This is a genomic window from Actinomadura rudentiformis (assembly GCF_008923185.1).
In the GTDB taxonomy this organism is placed as follows: Bacteria; Actinomycetota; Actinomycetes; order Streptosporangiales; family Streptosporangiaceae; genus Spirillospora; species Spirillospora rudentiformis.
Genome location: NZ_WBMT01000006.1, coordinates 225,548 through 243,004, shown reverse-complemented (window position 1 = coordinate 243,004; position 17,457 = coordinate 225,548). Strand labels below are relative to the sequence as shown.

General features: G+C 71.5%; 16 protein-coding genes. 14 read left to right on the top strand and 2 right to left on the bottom strand.

Features of this window, described 5'->3' with window-relative positions:
* Positions 1-82: 82 nt before the first annotated feature.
* The 13 genes from F8566_RS14670 to F8566_RS14610 all read left to right on the top strand — a co-directional run bounded on the left by F8566_RS14670 (position 83) and on the right by F8566_RS14610 (position 14,420).
* Positions 83-1,471, top strand: coding sequence for a KamA family radical SAM protein (locus tag F8566_RS14670; RefSeq protein ID WP_151560762.1), 1,389 nt, complete (start codon positions 83-85; stop codon positions 1,469-1,471).
* A gap of 34 nt (positions 1,472-1,505) precedes the next feature.
* Positions 1,506-2,693 carry a cytochrome P450 gene (locus F8566_RS14665; protein WP_151560761.1) on the top strand — a complete coding sequence of 396 codons (1,188 nt, stop codon included), beginning with the start codon at positions 1,506-1,508 and terminating at the stop codon, positions 2,691-2,693.
* Positions 2,694-2,755: 62 nt separating this feature from the next.
* Complete coding sequence (locus F8566_RS14660; RefSeq protein WP_151560760.1) at positions 2,756-3,835, top strand: DUF3616 domain-containing protein; 1,080 nt, start codon at positions 2,756-2,758, stop codon at positions 3,833-3,835.
* A gap of 81 nt (positions 3,836-3,916) precedes the next feature.
* A complete protein-coding gene (locus F8566_RS14655) occupies positions 3,917-5,119 on the top strand; it encodes an acyl-CoA dehydrogenase family protein (RefSeq protein ID WP_151560759.1) in 1,203 nt (400 codons plus the stop codon).
* 122 nt (positions 5,120-5,241) lie between these two features.
* Positions 5,242-5,829, top strand: coding sequence for a DUF1707 and FHA domain-containing protein (locus tag F8566_RS14650; protein ID WP_318836408.1), 588 nt, complete (start codon positions 5,242-5,244; stop codon positions 5,827-5,829).
* Positions 5,745-6,728 carry a PLP-dependent cysteine synthase family protein gene (locus tag F8566_RS14645; protein WP_151560757.1) on the top strand — a complete coding sequence of 328 codons (984 nt, stop codon included), beginning with the start codon at positions 5,745-5,747 and terminating at the stop codon, positions 6,726-6,728. The genes F8566_RS14650 and F8566_RS14645 overlap by 85 nt, the downstream gene beginning before the upstream one ends.
* A 101-nt stretch (positions 6,729-6,829) precedes the next feature.
* Entirely contained in the window at positions 6,830-8,002 is a 1,173-nt protein-coding gene (locus tag F8566_RS14640) for an ROK family transcriptional regulator (RefSeq protein ID WP_225993178.1), read from the top strand.
* 13 nt (positions 8,003-8,015) lie between these two features.
* The gene (locus F8566_RS14635) at positions 8,016-9,362 is read left to right on the top strand and encodes an ABC transporter substrate-binding protein (RefSeq protein WP_225993177.1); all 1,347 of its coding nucleotides are present in this window, start codon (positions 8,016-8,018) and stop codon (positions 9,360-9,362) included.
* A gap of 1 nt (position 9,363) precedes the next feature.
* Positions 9,364-10,332: a carbohydrate ABC transporter permease gene (locus tag F8566_RS14630; protein ID WP_151560756.1), complete on the top strand. Its 969-nt coding sequence runs from the start codon at positions 9,364-9,366 to the stop codon at positions 10,330-10,332.
* Complete coding sequence (locus F8566_RS14625) at positions 10,329-11,231, top strand: carbohydrate ABC transporter permease (RefSeq protein ID WP_151560755.1); 903 nt, start codon at positions 10,329-10,331, stop codon at positions 11,229-11,231. Before F8566_RS14630 ends, F8566_RS14625 begins: the two co-directional genes overlap by 4 nt.
* The gene (locus tag F8566_RS14620; protein WP_151560754.1) at positions 11,228-12,502 is read left to right on the top strand and encodes a family 4 glycosyl hydrolase; all 1,275 of its coding nucleotides are present in this window, start codon (positions 11,228-11,230) and stop codon (positions 12,500-12,502) included. Before F8566_RS14625 ends, F8566_RS14620 begins: the two co-directional genes overlap by 4 nt.
* On the top strand, positions 12,499-13,497 hold the full coding sequence (locus F8566_RS14615; protein WP_151560753.1) for an N-acetylglucosamine kinase: 999 nt from the start codon (positions 12,499-12,501) through the stop codon (positions 13,495-13,497). The genes F8566_RS14620 and F8566_RS14615 overlap by 4 nt, the downstream gene beginning before the upstream one ends.
* Positions 13,498-13,541: 44 nt before the next feature.
* Positions 13,542-14,420: a TIGR03619 family F420-dependent LLM class oxidoreductase gene (locus F8566_RS14610; RefSeq protein WP_151560752.1), complete on the top strand. Its 879-nt coding sequence runs from the start codon at positions 13,542-13,544 to the stop codon at positions 14,418-14,420.
* On the opposite strand, the gene F8566_RS14605 is transcribed toward F8566_RS14610, so the two are convergent.
* Positions 14,417-14,857, bottom strand: a complete 441-nt coding sequence (locus tag F8566_RS14605; RefSeq protein WP_151560751.1) for an Lrp/AsnC family transcriptional regulator — start codon at positions 14,855-14,857, stop codon at positions 14,417-14,419. The two genes, F8566_RS14610 and F8566_RS14605, sit on opposite strands and share 4 nt — an antisense overlap.
* Before the next feature lie 58 nt (positions 14,858-14,915).
* Positions 14,916-15,962 (bottom strand): LacI family DNA-binding transcriptional regulator, encoded by a 1,047-nt coding sequence (locus F8566_RS14600; RefSeq protein ID WP_225993176.1) that lies wholly within the window; start codon positions 15,960-15,962, stop codon positions 14,916-14,918.
* Positions 15,963-16,184: 222 nt separating this feature from the next.
* On the opposite strand from F8566_RS14600, the gene F8566_RS14595 reads away from it, so the two are divergent.
* A complete protein-coding gene (locus F8566_RS14595; protein WP_151560750.1) occupies positions 16,185-17,432 on the top strand; it encodes an ABC transporter ATP-binding protein in 1,248 nt (415 codons plus the stop codon).
* Positions 17,433-17,457 lie beyond the last annotated feature (25 nt).

Sequence of the window (17,457 nt, the reverse complement as noted above, 5' to 3'; positions counted from 1 at the left end):
CCACTGGTTTATACGGAATTCTTCCCGTAACGTCCGTCCCAGACAAGATTTAGTTAAGCCGCGCCGCACGAGGGGGTCAACGATGACCACTGCTCTGCATCCCGAAGCCCTGCCCACGGGGAACGATGCCGGGATTTCGGACCAGCCGTATGTGTACCGTCGCCGGCCGTTGGAGGAGCCCGACTGGCGGCGCTTCCCGGGCTGGCACGACGTCACGGCCGAGCAGTGGGAGTCCGCGCAGTGGCAGCGGGCGCATTGCGTCAAGAACATCCGGCAGCTGCGCGCCCTGATGGGCGACCTGCTGGACGAGTCGTTCTACGCCGACCTGGAACGCGACCAAGCCGAACGCGCCACCATGTCGATGCTGGTCACGCCGCAGATGCTCAACACGATGGACGTGACCTCCACCGAGGCCTTCCTCGCCGACCCGGTGCGCCGGTACATGATCCCGATCCTCGGCGACCGCAGGAGCGACTGGCCGTCCCACCCCTACGCGGCGCGTGACTCCCTGCACGAGGCGGAGATGTGGGCGGTCGAGGGACTCACCCACCGCTACCCCACCAAGGTGCTGGCCGAGCTGCTGCCGACCTGCCCGCAGTACTGCGGGCACTGCACCCGCATGGACCTGGTCGGCACCTCCACCCCGGCCGTCGACAAGCACAAGTTCACGATCAAGGCGCCCGACCGGCACGGCGCCATGCTCGACTACCTGCGCCGCACCCCCGGAGTCCGCGACGTGGTCGTCTCCGGCGGCGACGTGGCCAACCTTCCCTGGCCGCGCCTGGAGTCGTTCGTGGACGCCCTCCTGGACATCGAGAACATCCGCGACATCCGGCTGGCCACCAAGGCGCTGATGGGGTTGCCGCAGCACTGGCTACAGGACGAGGTCCGGGCCGGGATGGAGCGCCTGGCGGCCAAGGCGCAGGAACGCGGCGTGCAGATCGCCATCCACACCCACGTCAACGCCGCCCAGTCGGTCACGCCGCTCGTCGCCCGCGCGGCCAAGGCGATGCTCGACACCGGCATCCGCGACGTCCGCAACCAGGGCGTCCTGCTGCGCGGCGTCAACACCACGCCCGAGCAGCTGCTGGACCTGTCGTTCGCGCTGCTCGACGAGGCCGCGATCCTGCCGTACTACCTCTACATGTGCGACATGATCCCCTACAGCGAGCACTGGCGGATCGCGGTGTGGGAGGCGCAGGAGCTCCAGCACGCGATCATGGGCTACCTGCCCGGGTTCGCCACCCCGCGCATCGTCTGCGACGTGCCGTACGTCGGGAAGCGCTGGGTGCACCAGCTCGCCGACTACGACCGCGAGCGCGGCATCTCGTACTGGACCAAGAACTACCGCACCGCCCTGGAGGCCACCGACCCCGAGGCGCTCAACCGCCGGTACGAGTACTACGACCCGATCCACACCCTGCCCGAGCCCGGCCGCACCTGGTGGGAGGAGCGCGCCACCGCCGCGTGATCGCCGCAGGGCCACCGGGGCTACGCTCGCAAGGGTGACGCCTCCACCAGGAACGTTCCCTGTCGGCGCGGCGGCCACGGTCGAGGAGCTGGAGGACGATCCGCATCCGCTCCTGGCCCGGCTGCGCGCCGGCGAGCCGGTCTCGTGGCTGCCCGCCTTCGACGGCTGGCTCGTCACCTCCCACGAGCTGGCCGTACGGGTGATGCGCGACGCGGCCGCGTTCACGGTCGACGACCCGCGCTTCTCCACCGCGCAGGTCGTCGGGCCCAGCATGTTGTCGCTGGACGGGCGGACGCACACGCGCCACCGCGAGCCGTTCGCCCGCCCGTTCCGCCCGGCCCGGACCCGCGCCCGCTTCACCTCGTTCGTCCAGGCGGAGGTGGACCGTCTCGTCACCGGCATCGCGCCCGCCGGGCAGGCGGAGCTGCGCGGCGACCTGGCGGGCCCGCTCTCCGTCGCCGTCGTGGCCGAGGCGCTCGGGCTGGAGGGCGTCGACGCCGTCACCGTGCGGTCCTGGTACGAGGCGTTCGTGGTGGCGGTCTCCGACATCACGGCCGGGCGTCCGGGCCACGCAGGCGACGCCTACGCCCGGCTGAGCGCGGCCGTCCACGAGGCGATCGGCGTCCCCGGGTCCGCCTCGCTGCTCGCCGAGGCGGCGCACCAGGAGGAGGGCCTCACCGCCGAGGAGGTGACCTCGAACGCGGCGGTGCTGATGTTCGGCGGCATCGACACGACCGAGGGCATGATCTCCAACGCGGCGCTGCACCTGCTCGGGCACCCGGAACAGCTCGCGCTGGTACGGGCCGACCCGGCCCTGCTGGACGCCGCGATCGAGGAGTCGCTCCGGTTCGAGCCGTCGGCCTCGGTCGTGGACCGCTACGCCACCCGGGACATGACCCTCGGCGGAGCGGAGATCCGCAAGGGCGACCTGGTGCGCGTGTCCATCGCCGGCGCCAACCGCGATCCGGCGGTCTTCCCCGACCCCGACCGGTTCGACGTCCGCCGCGTGAACGCCGCCGAGCATCTCGCGTTCGCCCACGGACCGCACTTCTGCTTCGGCGCGCACCTGGCCCGCCTGGAGACCCGCACCGCCCTGGCGGCGCTGCTCGACCGGCTGCCCGGGCTCCGGCTCGATCCCGCCGCCGCGGTGCGGGCGCGTGGTCTGGTCTTCCGGAAACCGGTGCGGCTGCCGGTGCACTGGGACGCGGCCTTTACAATGTAGATCACAAATGACCTGGGCCGATACCGGCGATTTCGGTCCAGGTTGTGTGGGAACATCGGCGCATGATCGTGGAACGCCGGGTCGAGCTCCGCTTCGGGCACGAGAGCCGTGAAGCCGAGACCCACACCAACCTCTCCGCCGTCCGCCAGGACGGCTCCTGCCTGTGGCTGGCGGGCGACGAGACCGCCACCATCGAGCGGCTGACCGCGACCACCGACGGGCTCGGGCGGGTCGCCGCCTACGACGACCACCGCACGGTCGCCCTCGCCGACCTGGTCGATCTCCCGGCCGGACCGGACGAGGAGGCCGACATCGAGGGCCTCGCCCGCGCCAACGGCTGGCTGTGGGCGATCGGCTCGCACAGCCTCAAGCGCAAGAAGATCAAGGCCGGGCAGTCCGACGCCAAGTCGCGCAAGCGGCTCGCCTCGGTCGTCCGAGAGGAGAACCGGTTCATCCTCGCCAGACTCCCCCTGGTGACCGGCGACGACGGCCTGCCCGAGGTGGTCAAGCGGCACGGCGAGCACACCGCCGCCGTCCTGGGCGGGCACGGGGACTCCATCACCGACCTGCTCGCCGACGACCCGCACCTCGGCCCCTTCCTGCCGATCCCGAGCAAGGACAACGGCATCGACATCGAGGGGATCGCCGCCCAGGGCGACCGCCTCTACATCGGCCTGCGCGGGCCGGTGCTGCGCGGCTGGGCGGCGCTGATCGAGATCCACCCCGAGACGCACCCCGACGACCCGCACCGCCTCCGGCTGCGCCCCATCGGGGAGGGCAAGGCGCTGTACCGGACCCACTTCCTGGACCTGGGCGGCCTCGGCATCCGCGACCTGTGCCCGCACGGCGACGACCTGCTCATCCTCACGGGACCGACGATGGACCTGGACGGCCCGGTGCGCGTGGTGCGCTGGCCCGGCGCCGCCAAGGTCGCCGCCGCCGACATCGTGCCCGCCGACGAGCTGCAGACCGTCGGCGAGCTCCCGTACGGGGACGGCGACGACCACGCCGAGGGCATCGCGGTCCTGGAGGAGTCCGACGCCGTCGGGCCCAAGCTCCTGGTGGTCTACGACAGCCCGTCGGCCGAACGGCAGACCGCGGACGGCGGGATCCTCGCCGACGTCGTCTCCTTCGAGAAATGACACTGCCCTAAATAAGCGCTTACTTTCGACCTCTGCTTGGATGGGACCTGCAACCGAGCGGGAGTCGAAAGGCGGGCAGGCATGATCGAGTGGTCCGACGAGGACGTGATGATCCGGGACGCCGTGCGCGGCTGGATCGACGCGGAGGTCCGGCCGCACCTGGACGCGCTGGACGCCGGGGAGCTGCCGCCGTACGACCTGATCCGGAGCCTGTTCAAGGCCTTCGGCCTGGACGAGCTGGCCCGGTCCTCGTTCGCCTCCCGCATCCAGAAGGAACGCGACGGCGGCGGCTCCGGCGAGGACCGGCCCGGCGGCGGGAACGCCGCAATGAACATGCTGCCCATCATCGAGCTGTGCAAGGTCTCCCCCGGCCTGGTCACCGCGATGGGCGTCAGCCTGGGCCTCGCCGCCGGCACGATCATGAGGCGCGGCACGGTCGAGCAGAAGGAGCGCTGGGGTCTGGACCTGCTCACCATGGACAAGGTCGGCGCCTGGGCGATCACCGAGCCCGGCTCGGGCTCGGACGCGTTCGGCGGCATGCAGGCGACCGCGCGCAAGGTCGGCGACGAGTACGTCCTCAACGGCAGCAAGACCTTCATCACCAACGGCCCCTACGCCGACACGATCGTCTTCTACTGCAAGCTCGATAACGGGCGGGACCCGCGCGATCGCGAGATCCTCACGTTCGTGCTCGACCGCGGCATGCCCGGCCTCGACCAGAGCAAGCCGCTGCGCAAGATGGGCCTGCACTCCTCCCCGACCGGCGAGCTGTTCCTCAACGACGTGCGGGCGGGCGCGGACCGGCTGCTGACCGGCGGCTCGGGCGACGGCAAGGAGTCGGCGAAGCAGAACTTCGTCACCGAACGCGCCGGCGTCGCGGCGATGTCCCTCGGCGTCATCGAGGAGTGCCTGAAACTGTCGGTCGACTACGCCAAGAACCGGGAGCTGTGGGGCCGGCCGATCGGCGACTTCCAGCTCATCCAGCTGAAGCTGGCGAAGATGGAGGTCGCGCGCATCAACGTGCAGAACCTCGTCTTCCGGCACATCGAGATGCAGCGCGCCGGGCGCGCCCCGACGCTGGCCGAGGCGTCGGCGATGAAGCTCTACTCGGCGCAGGCCGCCAGCGAGGTCGCGATGGAGGCCGTGCAGCTGTTCGGCGGCAACGGCTACATGAGCGAGTACCGCGTGGAGCAGCTCGCCCGCGACGCCAAGTCGTTCCAGATCTACGCGGGCACCGACGAGATCCAGGTGACCCACATCGCCCGGGATCTCCTCTCCCGCTGACGCCGAAAGATCAGCGTCCACCCGAACTCCGGGTGACCGCCGGGCGTCCAACAGACTGCACGGCCACAACGGAACAACCCCTGAGGGTAAGGGATCAGCAAGGATGATCACTTATCCTGGGGATGCGGGCTTTCCTGGACAGGCGACGACGGGATCTGGATACTCACAGCATGGACGGTCAGCCCTCATATCCGGTGAGAGCGTCCGATATGGAGCGCGACCGAGTGTTGCGCGTGCTCAGCGATCGCGTGGCCGAAGGCCGGATGTCCCACGAGACGTTCGAGCGGCGGGTCGACCAGGTGCTGCGGGCGCAGAGCCAGGCCGAGCTCGCCGACATCGTGCACGACCTGCCGTCCACCAATCGCGTCGTCAACCGGCTGACCGGGATCATCACGTCGGTCTCGCAGGTCACCGCGCGCATCGAGGCGGCCTGGCGCGCTCCCCGGCTGCCGCGGTTCATGCTCCCGCCGTCCGATCTCACCCGCATCGTCGTCGGGCGCGCGCCGGGCTGCCAGTTCATCCTCACCGACCTCACCGTCTCCCGCTTTCACGCCGAGATCTACCGCGGTGACGAGGGCTGGATGATCTCCGATCTGGGGTCCATGAACGGCACCCGCGTCAACGGCTGGCGGCTGACCGGACCCGTCCGGGTCCGTCCCGGCGACGAGGTCGGCTTCGGCAACTCCAGCTTCATCGTGGCGGCCCCCTGAGCTGGACCGCCGCGGCGCTCCGGCGGCTCGACGAGGACGCCGCGGGCGCCCCGGCCACTCCCCTGCGGCCCTACCCCGCCGACTCCCGGATCCTGCTCAAGGACGAGTCGGCGCAGCCCTCCGGCAGCCTCAAGCACCGGCCCGTCCGCGCACTGCTGCGCGCCGCGATCGCGTCCGGCGCCCTGCGTGAGGGACAGGCGATCGTGACGCCGACGAGCGGCAACACCGCGGTCGCCGCCGCCTGGTTCGCGCGCCTCCTGGACTTGCCGATGGTCGCCGTGGTCCCTGGCCGGACCCGGCCGGACAAGACGGCCCGCATCGAGCGGCTCGGCGGCGAGTGCCGCCGCCACGACCCGCCGCTCGCGGTCTACGAGGAGGCCGGACGGCTCGCGGACGAGATCGGCGGCTACGTGCTCGACCCCTTCCTCCCGGTCGACGACCGCTCTCTCGCCACCGAATTGTTCGGTCAGCTCGCCGAGCCGCCCGCCTGGGTGGTGGCGGGGGCGGGCAGCGGCGTCACCAGCGCGGCGCTCGGGCGCCACATCAGGGACGGCGGCCTGGCCACGCGCCTCGCGGTGGCCGACCCGGAGAACTCGGCCTATTTCCCTGCATGGGCCTATGACGTCCGCGACTACGGCACCGGGATGCCATCGCGCATCGACGGGATCGGCCGGCCGCGCGTCGAGCCGGCGTTCGACGCCTCGGTCGTCGACGTGGTGATCCCGGTGCCGGACGAGACGAGCCTCGCGCTCACCCGCCACCTGCACGAGACGACCGGCATCCCCGCCGGTCCCTCCAGCGGAGCCTGCCTGCAAGCGGCGCTGCGACTGGCCGCCAAGCGCGGCGAGGGAACCATCGTCTCGCTGATCGCGGACGCGCCCGGCACACCCGCTTCCTGAAATCGGGGTCTTGACGAATTCGGCAGGGTTCCTTACTTTCACATCCACGTTAGGAAACTTTCCTAACTTGGGCGGCGTCCTGCGTGGGCGGAGGCGATCTTTTGGCTGCACCTGTCCCCGGCAGGCCGAGCCTGATGCGGGCGATCAACGACCGGGCGGCGCTCGAGGTGCTGCTGGAACGCGGGCCGCTCACCCGGCCGCAGCTGTCGGAGCTCACCGGCATCTCCAAGCCCACCGCGTCGCAGCTGCTGGCCCGGCTGGAAGAGGCAGGGCTCGTTCTCCAGGACGGGATACGGGAGGGGCTGCCGGGCCGCACGGCCGAGCTCTACCGCGTCAATCCGGCCGCGGCGTACGTCGCCGGCCTCGATGTGACCCCGGCGCGGATCCACGCCGTCGTGGCCGACCTGACGGGGGCCGTGGCGGGCGAGCACACCCTGCCCACACCGGCGCGTTCGGGCGTGGACGCGGTGGCACGGGTCCGGGCCGCACTCGAGGACGCCTCCGCGGGGATAGCGCGCGACCGGCTCCGCCGCGTGGTCATCGGCATCGGCGGCGCGGTCGATCCCACCACGGGCAGGCTCGGCTACGCCGCGCACATCCCCGGCTGGCACGTCCCCGACCTCGGCAAGCGCCTGACCGGCGCGCTCGGCACGCCGGTGTCGATCGAGAACGACGTCAACCTGTCCGCCCTGGCCGAGCTGTCAGGCGGGGAGGCGGGTGACGCTCGGGACTTCGTGCTGTTGTGGGTCGCCGAGGGCGTCGGCATGGCGGTCGTGCTCGGCGGCGTGCTGCACCGCGGGGCCACGGGCGGCGCGGGCGAGATCGGCTACATGCCCGTCGCGGGTGCGCCGCTCAGGCGCGACGTCAGGCGCACGCACACGGGCGGGGTGCACAGCCTGACGGGAGGTGCCGCCGTGCTCAAGCTCATGCGGGCCCACGGCTTCCGGGGACGCGACGCCGCGACGGCCCTCAGCCGCGCGGCCGCCGCGGACTCCGGCGAGGCCGCGCTCACCGAACTGGCCACCCGGCTCGGCGCCACCCTCGCGACCGTCGTCGCCGTCCTGGACCCCCAGCTCATCGTCCTCACCGGCGACGTGCTCCGGTCGGGCGGCGAGCCGCTGCGCGCGCTCGTCGAGCGCGAACTGCACACCATGACCATCCCCAGGCCTCCGGTCCGGCTCAGCTCGGTCGAAGGCAACCCCGTCCTGGCGGGCGCCCTGCATCTGGCGCTCGGCGACGCCCGCGACGAGGTCTTCTCCAGCACCACTCCCTGAAGGAGGAACCGGAGTGCGCATCCAACCCCCACCCCGCCCCGCGTACCGCCCCTTGTACCGCACCGTGGCCCTGGCCGCCGCCCTCGTCCTCGCCTCGGCCTGCACGGCGGGCGGCGGCAAGGACAAGGACGGCGGGCCGGCGGCGGACGCCCCGCAGACGATCCAGGTCTGGCACGGCTGGAGCGCCGACCACGAGGTCAAGGCGTTCGAGGACGCCGTCGCCGGATTCCGCCGCGCCCATCCGAACATCACCGTAAAGATCACCGGCAACCAGCTCGACGACCAGATCACCAACGCCATCCGCGGCGGCAACCCGCCCGATGTCGTCTCCTCCTTCACCACCGACAACCTCGGCCAGTTCTGCCAGAGCGGCGCGTGGCAGGAGCTGACCCCGCGGCTGCAGAAGGACAAGGTCGACCTCGGCATCTTCCCGAAGGCCGTCCAGGACTACACGCAGTTCAAGGGCAAGCGGTGCGCGCTGCCGCTGCTGGCCGACGCCTACGGCCTCTACTACAACAAGAAGCTGATGAAGGGCGAGAAGCCGCCGACGACGATGAGCGAGCTCGCCGCGCTGGCCAAGAAGCTGACCGTCCGCGATCCCGACGGCACCATCAAGGTCGCCGGGTTCATGCCCTCGGTCCAGTACTACGAGCACACGCCGCAGCACATCGCCCCCAGCTTCGGGGTGAAGTGGCTGGGCGCCGACGGCCAGGCCAACTTCTCCAAGGACCCGGGGTTCAAGGCGTACCTGCGGTGGTCCAAGGAACTGCTCGACTGGTACGGCCTGCAGAACGCGCGCAAGTTCATGCGATCGATGGGCCAGGAGTTCGAGGCGTCCAACCCCTTCCAGAAAGGCAAGGTCGCCATGGCCATCGACGGCGAGTGGCGTACCAAGTTCATCGAGAAGGAGGCGCCCACGCTGGACTACGGGACGGCCCCGCCACCCGTCGCCGACGACCGCAGGGACCAGTACGGCAGCGGCTTCACGCTCGGCACCATCATGGGCATCCCGCGCGGTGCCAAGCACCCCGAGGCCGCCTGGGCGCTGGTCAAGTACCTCACGACCGACACGCAGGCCGTGGTGACGCTGGCCAACGCGCTGGGCAACGTGCCGAGCACGCGCGACGCGCTCGCCTCACCCGACCTGAAGCTGCCGCCGCAGTTCAAGACGTTCATGGACGTCTTCCGGCATCCCGGCACCAGCACCAGCCCGTCCAGCCCGAACGGCGGGGACTACCTCGTGCAGTTCCAGGAGTTCGTCCAGGACCAGTGGGAGCCCGGCAAGGTCTCCGATCTCGACAAGGGCCTGCGCGACCTCGACGTGAAGATCGACAAGGCTCTCCAGCTCTCCGGCGGCTGACATGACCGTCCTGTCCGCTCGGCGGGCACGCCGGCCGGTGGCGGCGCCCCGCGCGCGCCGCCGCCACCGGCTCCGGGTGCTGGCGTTCCTGTCGCCCTGGCTGATCGGCTTCGGCGTCTTCTTCGCCTACCCGCTGCTGGCCACCGTGTACTTCTCGTTCACCCGGTACGACCTGTTCTCGCTGGAGTACGTCGGGCTGACCAACTACCGCTTCCTCCTCCAGGACGAGAACGCCTGGCGGTCGATGCGCAACACCATGTGGCTCGTCGTGGTCATGGTGCCGCTGCGGGTGCTGTTCGCCCTCGGCACCGCGCAGCTGCTCACCCAGCTCAAGACGGGCGGGAACGTGCTGCGGTCGATCATCTACCTGCCGTACCTGGTGCCGCCGGTGGCCGCGACGGTGGCGTTCGTGTTCCTGCTCAACCCCGGTACCGGGCCGGTCGAGCAGCTCGCGGGCAGCGTGGGGATCCCGCTGCCCGACTGGTTCAACGAGCCGCAGTGGAGCAAGCCCGGGCTCACCCTGCTCGGCCTGTGGGCGGTCGGCGACGTCATGATCATCCTGCTGGCGGCGCTGCTGGACGTGCCGCGGCAGCTGTACGAGGCGTCGGCCATCGACGGCGCCGGGCCCTGGCAGCGCTTCCGGCACATCACGCTGCCCACCATCTCACCGGTGCTTCTGTTCGCCGCGGTCACCGGCGTCATCCAGACCCTCCAGTACTTCACCCAGGCGATGGTGGCGGCCAAGGTCGCCGCCGGGCAGGCCGACCAGCCCGGCACCACCACCGCACCGGGCTACCCGGACGGGTCGACGCTGACGTTCCCGCAATGGCTGTACGACGAGGGATTCCGGCAGTTCAACATGGGCTACGCGTGCGTGCTGGCGCTGGTCCTGCTGGCGGTCTCGATGGCCTTCACGCTGGTCCTGCTCCGGCAGTTCCACGCCTTCGCCGACGAGGAGGTGTCCGGATGACCGAAACGGCAGTGAGCTTGCGCCCGTCCGCCGGTACCGGCCAGGCGCCGTCGCCCGCACGGCGCCGCGCCGCGGGCGGGACACGCGGGCGGCGGGTCCTCTACTGGATCGCCACGCACGCGATCGCGATCGCCCTGGGCATCATGTTCATGGCGCCGGTGACGTTCATGTTCCTCACCGCGGTGATGACCGACGAGCAGGCGCTGAGCGGCACGCTATGGCCGTCGGAGTGGGCGTGGGGCAACTTCGCCGAGGTGATGTCGGCGGAGATGCTGCGGTGGCTCGGCAACACGCTGCTGTACGCCGGGCTCGGGACGGCGTTCATGCTCGTGTCGAGCGTGCCGGTGGCGTACGCGCTCGCGCGGTTCAGGTTCCGCGGCCGCAAGCTCGCGCTCGTGCTGGTCATCACGACGATGATGTTGCCGCCGCAGGTCGTGGTCGTCCCGATGTACATCGTGTGGGCGCGGTTCGAGCTGACCGGCTCGCTGTGGCCGCTGATCATCCCGTTGCTGTTCGGCGACGCGTACTCCATCTTCCTGCTCCGGCAGTTCCTGGTGACGATCCCCAAGGACTACGCCGACGCGGCCCGGGTGGACGGCTGCGGGGAGTTCGCCGCGATGATCCGCGTCGTGCTCCCGATGGCCCGGCCCGCGATCGCCGCCGTGGCGCTGTTCCAGTTCTTCTACTGCTGGAACGATTACTTCGGGCCACTGGTGTACGCCGACCCCGACCACCGCCCGCTGGCCGTCGGCATCGCCACGTTCCGCGCCGCGCACAACGTGGAGTGGAACCTGACGATGGCGGCGACCCTGCTGACCGTGCTGCCGGTGATCGTGGTGTTCTTCCTCGCCCAGCGGGTGTTCATCCAGGGCGTGACGCTGACGGGAGTGAAAGGGTGAAGCTGGCCGTGATCGGCGGGGGGTCGAGCTACACCCCCGAGCTCGTCGAAGGGATCGCGCGGCGTGCCGGGACGCTGCCGGTCGGGGAACTCGTGCTCGTCGACCCCGCCGCGGACCGGCTCGCGGTCGTCGGCGGGCTGGCGACCCGGATGCTCGCCCGCGTGGGCAGCCCGGTGACCGTGCGCACGACCTGTGACATGGGCGCGGGCCTGGACGGCGCGCTCGACGGCGCCGCCGCCGTGCTCGTCCAGCTGCGGGTCGGTGGGCAGGCCGCGCGGCTGAGCGACGAGACGTTCCCGCTGGCCTGCGGGTGCGTCGGCCAGGAGACCACCGGGGCGGGCGGGCTGGCCAAGGCGCTGCGCACCGTCCCGGTCGTGCTGGAGCTGGCCGAACGGGTGCGCGAACGCGCGCCGGGCGCATGGATCGTCGACTTCACCAATCCGGTCGGCATCATCACGCGCGCGCTGCTGGACGCAGGCCATCGCGCCATCGGACTCTGCAACGTCGCGATCACGTTCCAGCGCCGCTTCGCCGGCCTGCTCGGGGTGGAGCCCGGGCGGCTGAGCCTCGGGCACGTCGGCCTCAACCACCTCACCTGGGAACGCGCCGTCCGGCTCGACGGCGCCGACGTCCTCCCCCGGCTCCTGGACGAGCACCTCGGCGTGCTCGCCGAGGAGACCGGCCTGCCCGCCGGACTGATCCGGAGGCTCGGCGCCGTCCCCTCGTACTACCTGCGCTACTACTACGAACACGACCGCGTCGTCGGCGAGCAGCGCGCCACGCCGGCACGCGCCGCGAAGGTGGCGGAGATCGAGCGCCGCCTGATGGAGATGTACGCCGACCCCGCGCTCGACACCAAACCGGCGCTGCTGGGCGAACGCGGCGGGGCGCACTACTCCGAGGCCGCCGCCGATCTGCTCGCCGCGCTCCTCGGCGAGGCGCCGGGCACACAGGTGGTGAACGTGCGCAACGAGGGGACCCTGCCCTTCCTGCCGCCCGAGGCCGTCATCGAGGTCCCCACCCGGATCACCGCCGCCGGCGCGGCGCCGCTCCCCGTCCCGCCGGTCGAACCGCTGCTGGCGGGCCTGATCGCCCACGTCTCCGCGTACGAGGAAATCGCCGTCGCCGCCGCCCTCCACGGCGGCGCCGACCGGGTGACCGACGCGCTCCTGGCCCACCCGCTGGTCGGCCAGGCGGACGCGGCCGAGCGGCTGGCACGCGAACTCATCAGCGAAGGCCGGGCCCACCTCCCCTGGGCGGCGAACGGATGAGCCGCACGCTGGTGGCGGTCGACGGCGGCAACAGCAAGACCGACGTCGCCGTGGTGTCGGACACCGGCGAACTGCTCGCCGCCGCGCGCGGCCCGGGGTTCCAGCCACAGGCGCACGGCGTGGACGCCGCCGTCGCGATGCTGAGCGGCCTCATCACCGACGCCCTCGCACGCGCCGGCCGCGGCACGGCCGACCAGCTCGCCGCCTTCCTGGCCGGGGCGGACTTCCCCGAGGAGGAGGAACAGCTGGAGAAGGCGCTGGCCGCCCGGGAGCTCGCCCGGCGTGTCCGGGTCGGCAACGACACGTTCGCCCTCCTCCGCACCGGCTCCACGATGGGATGGGGCGTCGCGATCGTCTGCGGCGCGGGCATCAACTGCCTGGGGGTCGGCCCGGACGGGCGCACCGCCCGGTTCCCCTCACTCGGGCGGATCACCGGCGACTGGGGCGGCGGCGCCGACCTCGGCGCCGAGGCGTTGTGGCACGCCGTGCGCGGCGAGGACGGGCGCGGACCGCAGACGGCGCTCACGGCCGCCGTCGCGGCGCACTTCGGCCTGACCCGCGCGGAGGACGTGGGCGTCGGCGTGCACCGGGGCGACATCCCTCGGGCGCGGCTGACGTCCCTCGCTCCCGTTCTCCTCGACACGGCCGAGGCAGGCGACCCGGTGGCACGCGGGCTCGCCGACCGGCTGGCCGAGGAGATCATGCTCCTCGGGGTCACGGCGCTCCGCAGGCTCGACCTTCTCGGCTCCCCCGCCGAGGTCGTGCTCGGCGGCGGAGTGCTCACCTCCCGCCGCCCGGTGCTCATGGACACCATCGAATGGCGCTACGCGGCGCGGGCGCCACGGGCACGCCTCATCGTCGCGGACCGTCCCCCGGTGCTGGGCGCCGTCTTGCTGGGCCTGGACCTCCTAGGAGCGCCCGCTGCCGCTCACGAAACGGCTCGCGCCGCGTTCAACTCGCCCTGGCGGCCGCCGATCTCCAGCCACGGGCCTTGACGTTGTAAGGTTCAGGCCGAGGGGTCCGCAACGGAAGGAACATCGTGCACATCGGGTTCGCCGTGCCGGTATCGGGGGCGTGGGCCACACCCGCCCACCAGGTCCAGGTCGCCCAGCGAGCCGAGGAGCTCGGCTACCACTCGCTGTGGACGCTGCAGCGGCTGGTCAATCCGGCCGGGTCCGAGGACGACACGTACCGCAACGTGCCCGACCCCTTCGTCACGCTCGCCTACCTCGCCGGATTCACTCGCACGGCCAGGCTCGGGGTGGCCGTCGTCAACCTGCCGTACTTCTCCCCCGCGCTGCTGGCCAAGCAGGCCGCGACACTCGACCATGTCACCGGCGGGCGCCTCGATCTCGGCCTCGGGCTGGGCTGGATGCGTGAGGAGTTCGCCGCGGCGGGTGCGCCGTACGAGCGGCGCGGCGCCCGCGCCGAGGAGTTCCTCGCGGCGCTGCGCACGCTGTGGCACGACGAGGTGAGCGAGTTCCACGGCGAGTTCTACGACTTCCCGCCGGTGCGGATGGACCCCGCGCCGCTCCAGTCCGAAGTGCCGATCCTGCTCGGCGGCGCGTCAGAGCCGGCGCTGCGCCGCGCCGGCCGCCTGGCGGCCGGTTGGGTGAGCTCTAGCCGGGCCGATCCGCTGGCCCTCGGCCGGTCGATCGGCATCGTCCGGGAGGCCGCCGCGAAGGCCGGGCGCGACGCGGACGCGCTGCGCTTCGTGTGCCGCGCCGCCGTCCGGCCCGGCCCACGCCGTCGGCCGCTCACCGGCACGTACGACGAGATCCGCGACGACTTCGCCGCCATCGCGCGGCAGGGCGTCACGGAGCTGTTCGTCGACGTGAACTTCGATCCGCGCGTCGCGGAACCGCACGAGGCGATGCGCCTCGCAAGCGAGGCGCTGGACGCCTTTGCACCGTTCTAAATCGGCGGGCGGCGGCCCTCCCACGGCGTGCTGAGGACGACCGTGGTCCGGGTGGCCACGTTGGCCGCGGCCCGGATCTTCTGGAGCAGGTCCTCAAGCTCGTTCGGCGTCGCGACCCGCACCTTGAGGATGTAGCTCTCCTCGCCCGCCACCGAGTGACAGGCCTCGATCGCGGTCAGATCCCTGAGCCGATGGGGGGCGTCGTCAGGAGCGGACGGGTCGATCGGCTTGATCGACACGAACGCGGTCATCGGCAACCCGATCTGCTCATGATCGAGTTGCGCGGTGAAGCCCTTGACGATGCCGCGTTTCTGCAGCCTGCGCACCCGCTGGTGCACGGCGGACACTGACAGCCCGGTCTCCTTGGCGAGGTCGGTGAAGCTCATCCGCCCGTCGTCGGCCAGCAGTGTCATGATCTGACGATCGATCTCCTCCACGCGGAAAATCTAGCCTGCGCGGGAGGCCGGTGCCGACCCGGTTACGGTCACAGATCGGTCAGGCCCGGCGCGGCGGCCCGCAGCTGCCGCGGATCACCAGCTCGGTGGGCAGCAGCACCGGCCCGCCCCGGGCCCGCGTGCGGTCTCGCAGCAGCAGCTCGCAGGCCCGGTATCCGGCGTCATGGCCGGGGCGCGCCACCGCGGTCAGCGGCGGGTCGCACAGCTCGGCCCAGGACACGTCCCCGACCATCGCGATCGACACGTCCGCGGGCACCCGCAGGTCCAGCTCGCGCGCCACCAGCACGGCCGCCTCGCCGATCAGGTGCCCGGCGGCCAGCACGGCCGACGCGCCGGCCCGCCGCTGCAGCAGCCCGGCCGCCGCCGCGTAGGCGCTGTCGCGCTCGGGCCTGGCCGCGACCACCAGGTCCTCGTCCACCGCGACGCCCAGCTGGGCGAGCGTGTCGCGGAACGCGGCCTCCCGTACGCCCGTCGGCGCGCCCGGTGACGCGGCCCCGAGGAACGCGATCCGCCGGTGCCCGAGACCCACCAGATACTCCACGAGGGCCCGCACCCCGGCACGGTCGTCGATGAGCACGGTGAGGACGTCCGGCGGCCCGGGGAGCACGCGGTCGACGGAGACGACCCAGCCGCCGGCCCCGACCACCGAGTGCCACGCGGCCGGGTCCCCCTCCGGCACGACGATGATCCCGTCGACGCGCTGCTCCATCATCCGGTCGGCGATGGCGGCCTCCCGCCCGGCGTCGCCGTGCGCGGCGTCCAGGAGGACGTGCTCGCCGAACGTCCGCGCGCACTCCAGCACACCCGCGATCAGGTCCGCGCAGAACGGGTCGGTCACGTCGGGGACGATCAGCCCGATCCCGCCCGTCCGCTGGAGTTTGAGGCTGCGGCCCACCGCGCTCGGCCGATAGTCGAGATCCCCGGCGGCGGCGAGGACCCGTTCCCGCGTCGCCGCGCTGACCGAGCCGCCCGAGAACACCCGCGAGACCGTGGCGATCCCGACCCCCGCCGCCGCCGCGACGTCCTTGATCGTCGCAGGCCGCGCCGCAGGCCTGCCGGACCCGCCCCGGTCGCCCACACCTGCCACTGACCACCCCTGCCGGCCATGACCGCCATCTGTTCGGCGGCCGTCCACCGCATTTTTTCATGATCTTGCGTGTTGTGGAAACGTTTCCATGAGGTTTAATCCGATGAACAAGTAAAGGGCCTGCTTATCCGAGTGGGTTGGAAACGTTTCCATCCGATGCCGGCACCGGCCGGTGATCGGGGGGCCCGTGCGACGGCGTGCGGGTGAGGCGAAAGGCAGACGATGGCCAAGATCGTGCTGGACAAGGTCGACAAGATCTATTCGGGCGGCGTCAAGGCCGTGGACTCCCTGGACCTGGAGATCCGCGACGGTGAGTTCATGGTGCTGGTCGGCCCGTCCGGCTGCGGCAAGTCGACCGCGCTGCGGATGATCGCCGGGCTGGAGGAGATCAGCGACGGCAAGATCTCGATCGGCGACCAGATCGTGAACGATCTCGCGCCCAAGGACCGCGACATCGCGATGGTCTTCCAGAACTACGCCCTCTACCCGCACATGACGGTCGAGCAGAACCTGGCGTTCGGCCTGAAGCTGCGCGGCACGCCCAAGTCCGAGATCAAGCAGAAGGTCCTTGAGGCGGCCAAGATGCTCGGCCTCGAGCAGTTCCTGGCGCGCAAGCCCGCCGCGCTGTCGGGCGGCCAGCGCCAGCGCGTGGCGATGGGCCGCGCCATCGTGCGCCAGCCCCAGGCGTTCCTCATGGACGAGCCGCTGTCCAACCTGGACGCCAAGCTGCGCGTGTCGATGCGCGCCTCGCTGAGCCAGCTGCACGAGCGCCTCGGCGTCACCACCGTGTACGTCACGCACGACCAGGTCGAGGCCATGACGCTGGGCGACCGGGTCTGCGTGCTGCGCGAGGGCAGGCTGCAGCAGGTCGACACCCCGCAGCGCCTGTTCGACAACCCGGTCAACCTGTTCGTCGCGGGCTTCATCGGCTCCCCCGCCATGAACTTCGTGAACGCCGAGCTCAGCCGCGGCGACGGCGGCGCGCAGGTCTCGTTCGCCGGCTACACGCTGCCGGTGCCGGACGCGCTGCTGGCCGACAAGCCCGGGCTGGACGGCTACCTCGGCAAGAAGATCATCCTCGGTATCCGGCCGTCGGACTTCGAGGACGCCGCGCACGCCAAGCCCGAGTGGGCGCCGCTGGCCGCCAAGAGCAGCGTCACCGAGGAGCTGGGCAGCGAGATCAACGTCATCTTCACCATCGACGCGCCGCCGGTCGAGCACAAGGACACCGCCGACCTGGCCGAGGACGCGGCCGAGGGCGAGGCGGCCGACATGGCGATCCCGCTGATCGAGAACAAGGCGCTGTGGACCGCGCGTGTCAACGCGCGCTCCCACGTGCGCCCCGGCCAGGACATCGAACTGGCCGTCGACACCCGCCGCCTGCACTTCTTCGACCCGGCCAGCGGCCTGGCGATCGGCCACGCCGGCGCGCCCGCGGTCGAGCCCGCCGACGACGAGGTCCCGGCCTAACGAACGCATCACGTTTCCCACAGCC

Coding starts and splice junctions, on each gene's coding strand:
- F8566_RS14670 (WP_151560762.1), top strand. CDS start 83: ATGACCACTGCTCTGCATCCCGAAGCCCTGCCCACGGGGAACGATGCC.
- F8566_RS14660 (WP_151560760.1), top strand. CDS start 2,756: ATGATCGTGGAACGCCGGGTCGAGCTCCGCTTCGGGCACGAGAGCCGT.
- F8566_RS14655 (WP_151560759.1), top strand. CDS start 3,917: ATGATCGAGTGGTCCGACGAGGACGTGATGATCCGGGACGCCGTGCGC.
- F8566_RS14650 (WP_318836408.1), top strand. CDS start 5,242: ATGCGGGCTTTCCTGGACAGGCGACGACGGGATCTGGATACTCACAGC.
- F8566_RS14630 (WP_151560756.1), top strand. CDS start 9,364: ATGACCGTCCTGTCCGCTCGGCGGGCACGCCGGCCGGTGGCGGCGCCC.
- F8566_RS14625 (WP_151560755.1), top strand. CDS start 10,329: ATGACCGAAACGGCAGTGAGCTTGCGCCCGTCCGCCGGTACCGGCCAG.
- F8566_RS14615 (WP_151560753.1), top strand. CDS start 12,499: ATGAGCCGCACGCTGGTGGCGGTCGACGGCGGCAACAGCAAGACCGAC.
- F8566_RS14595 (WP_151560750.1), top strand. CDS start 16,185: ATGGCCAAGATCGTGCTGGACAAGGTCGACAAGATCTATTCGGGCGGC.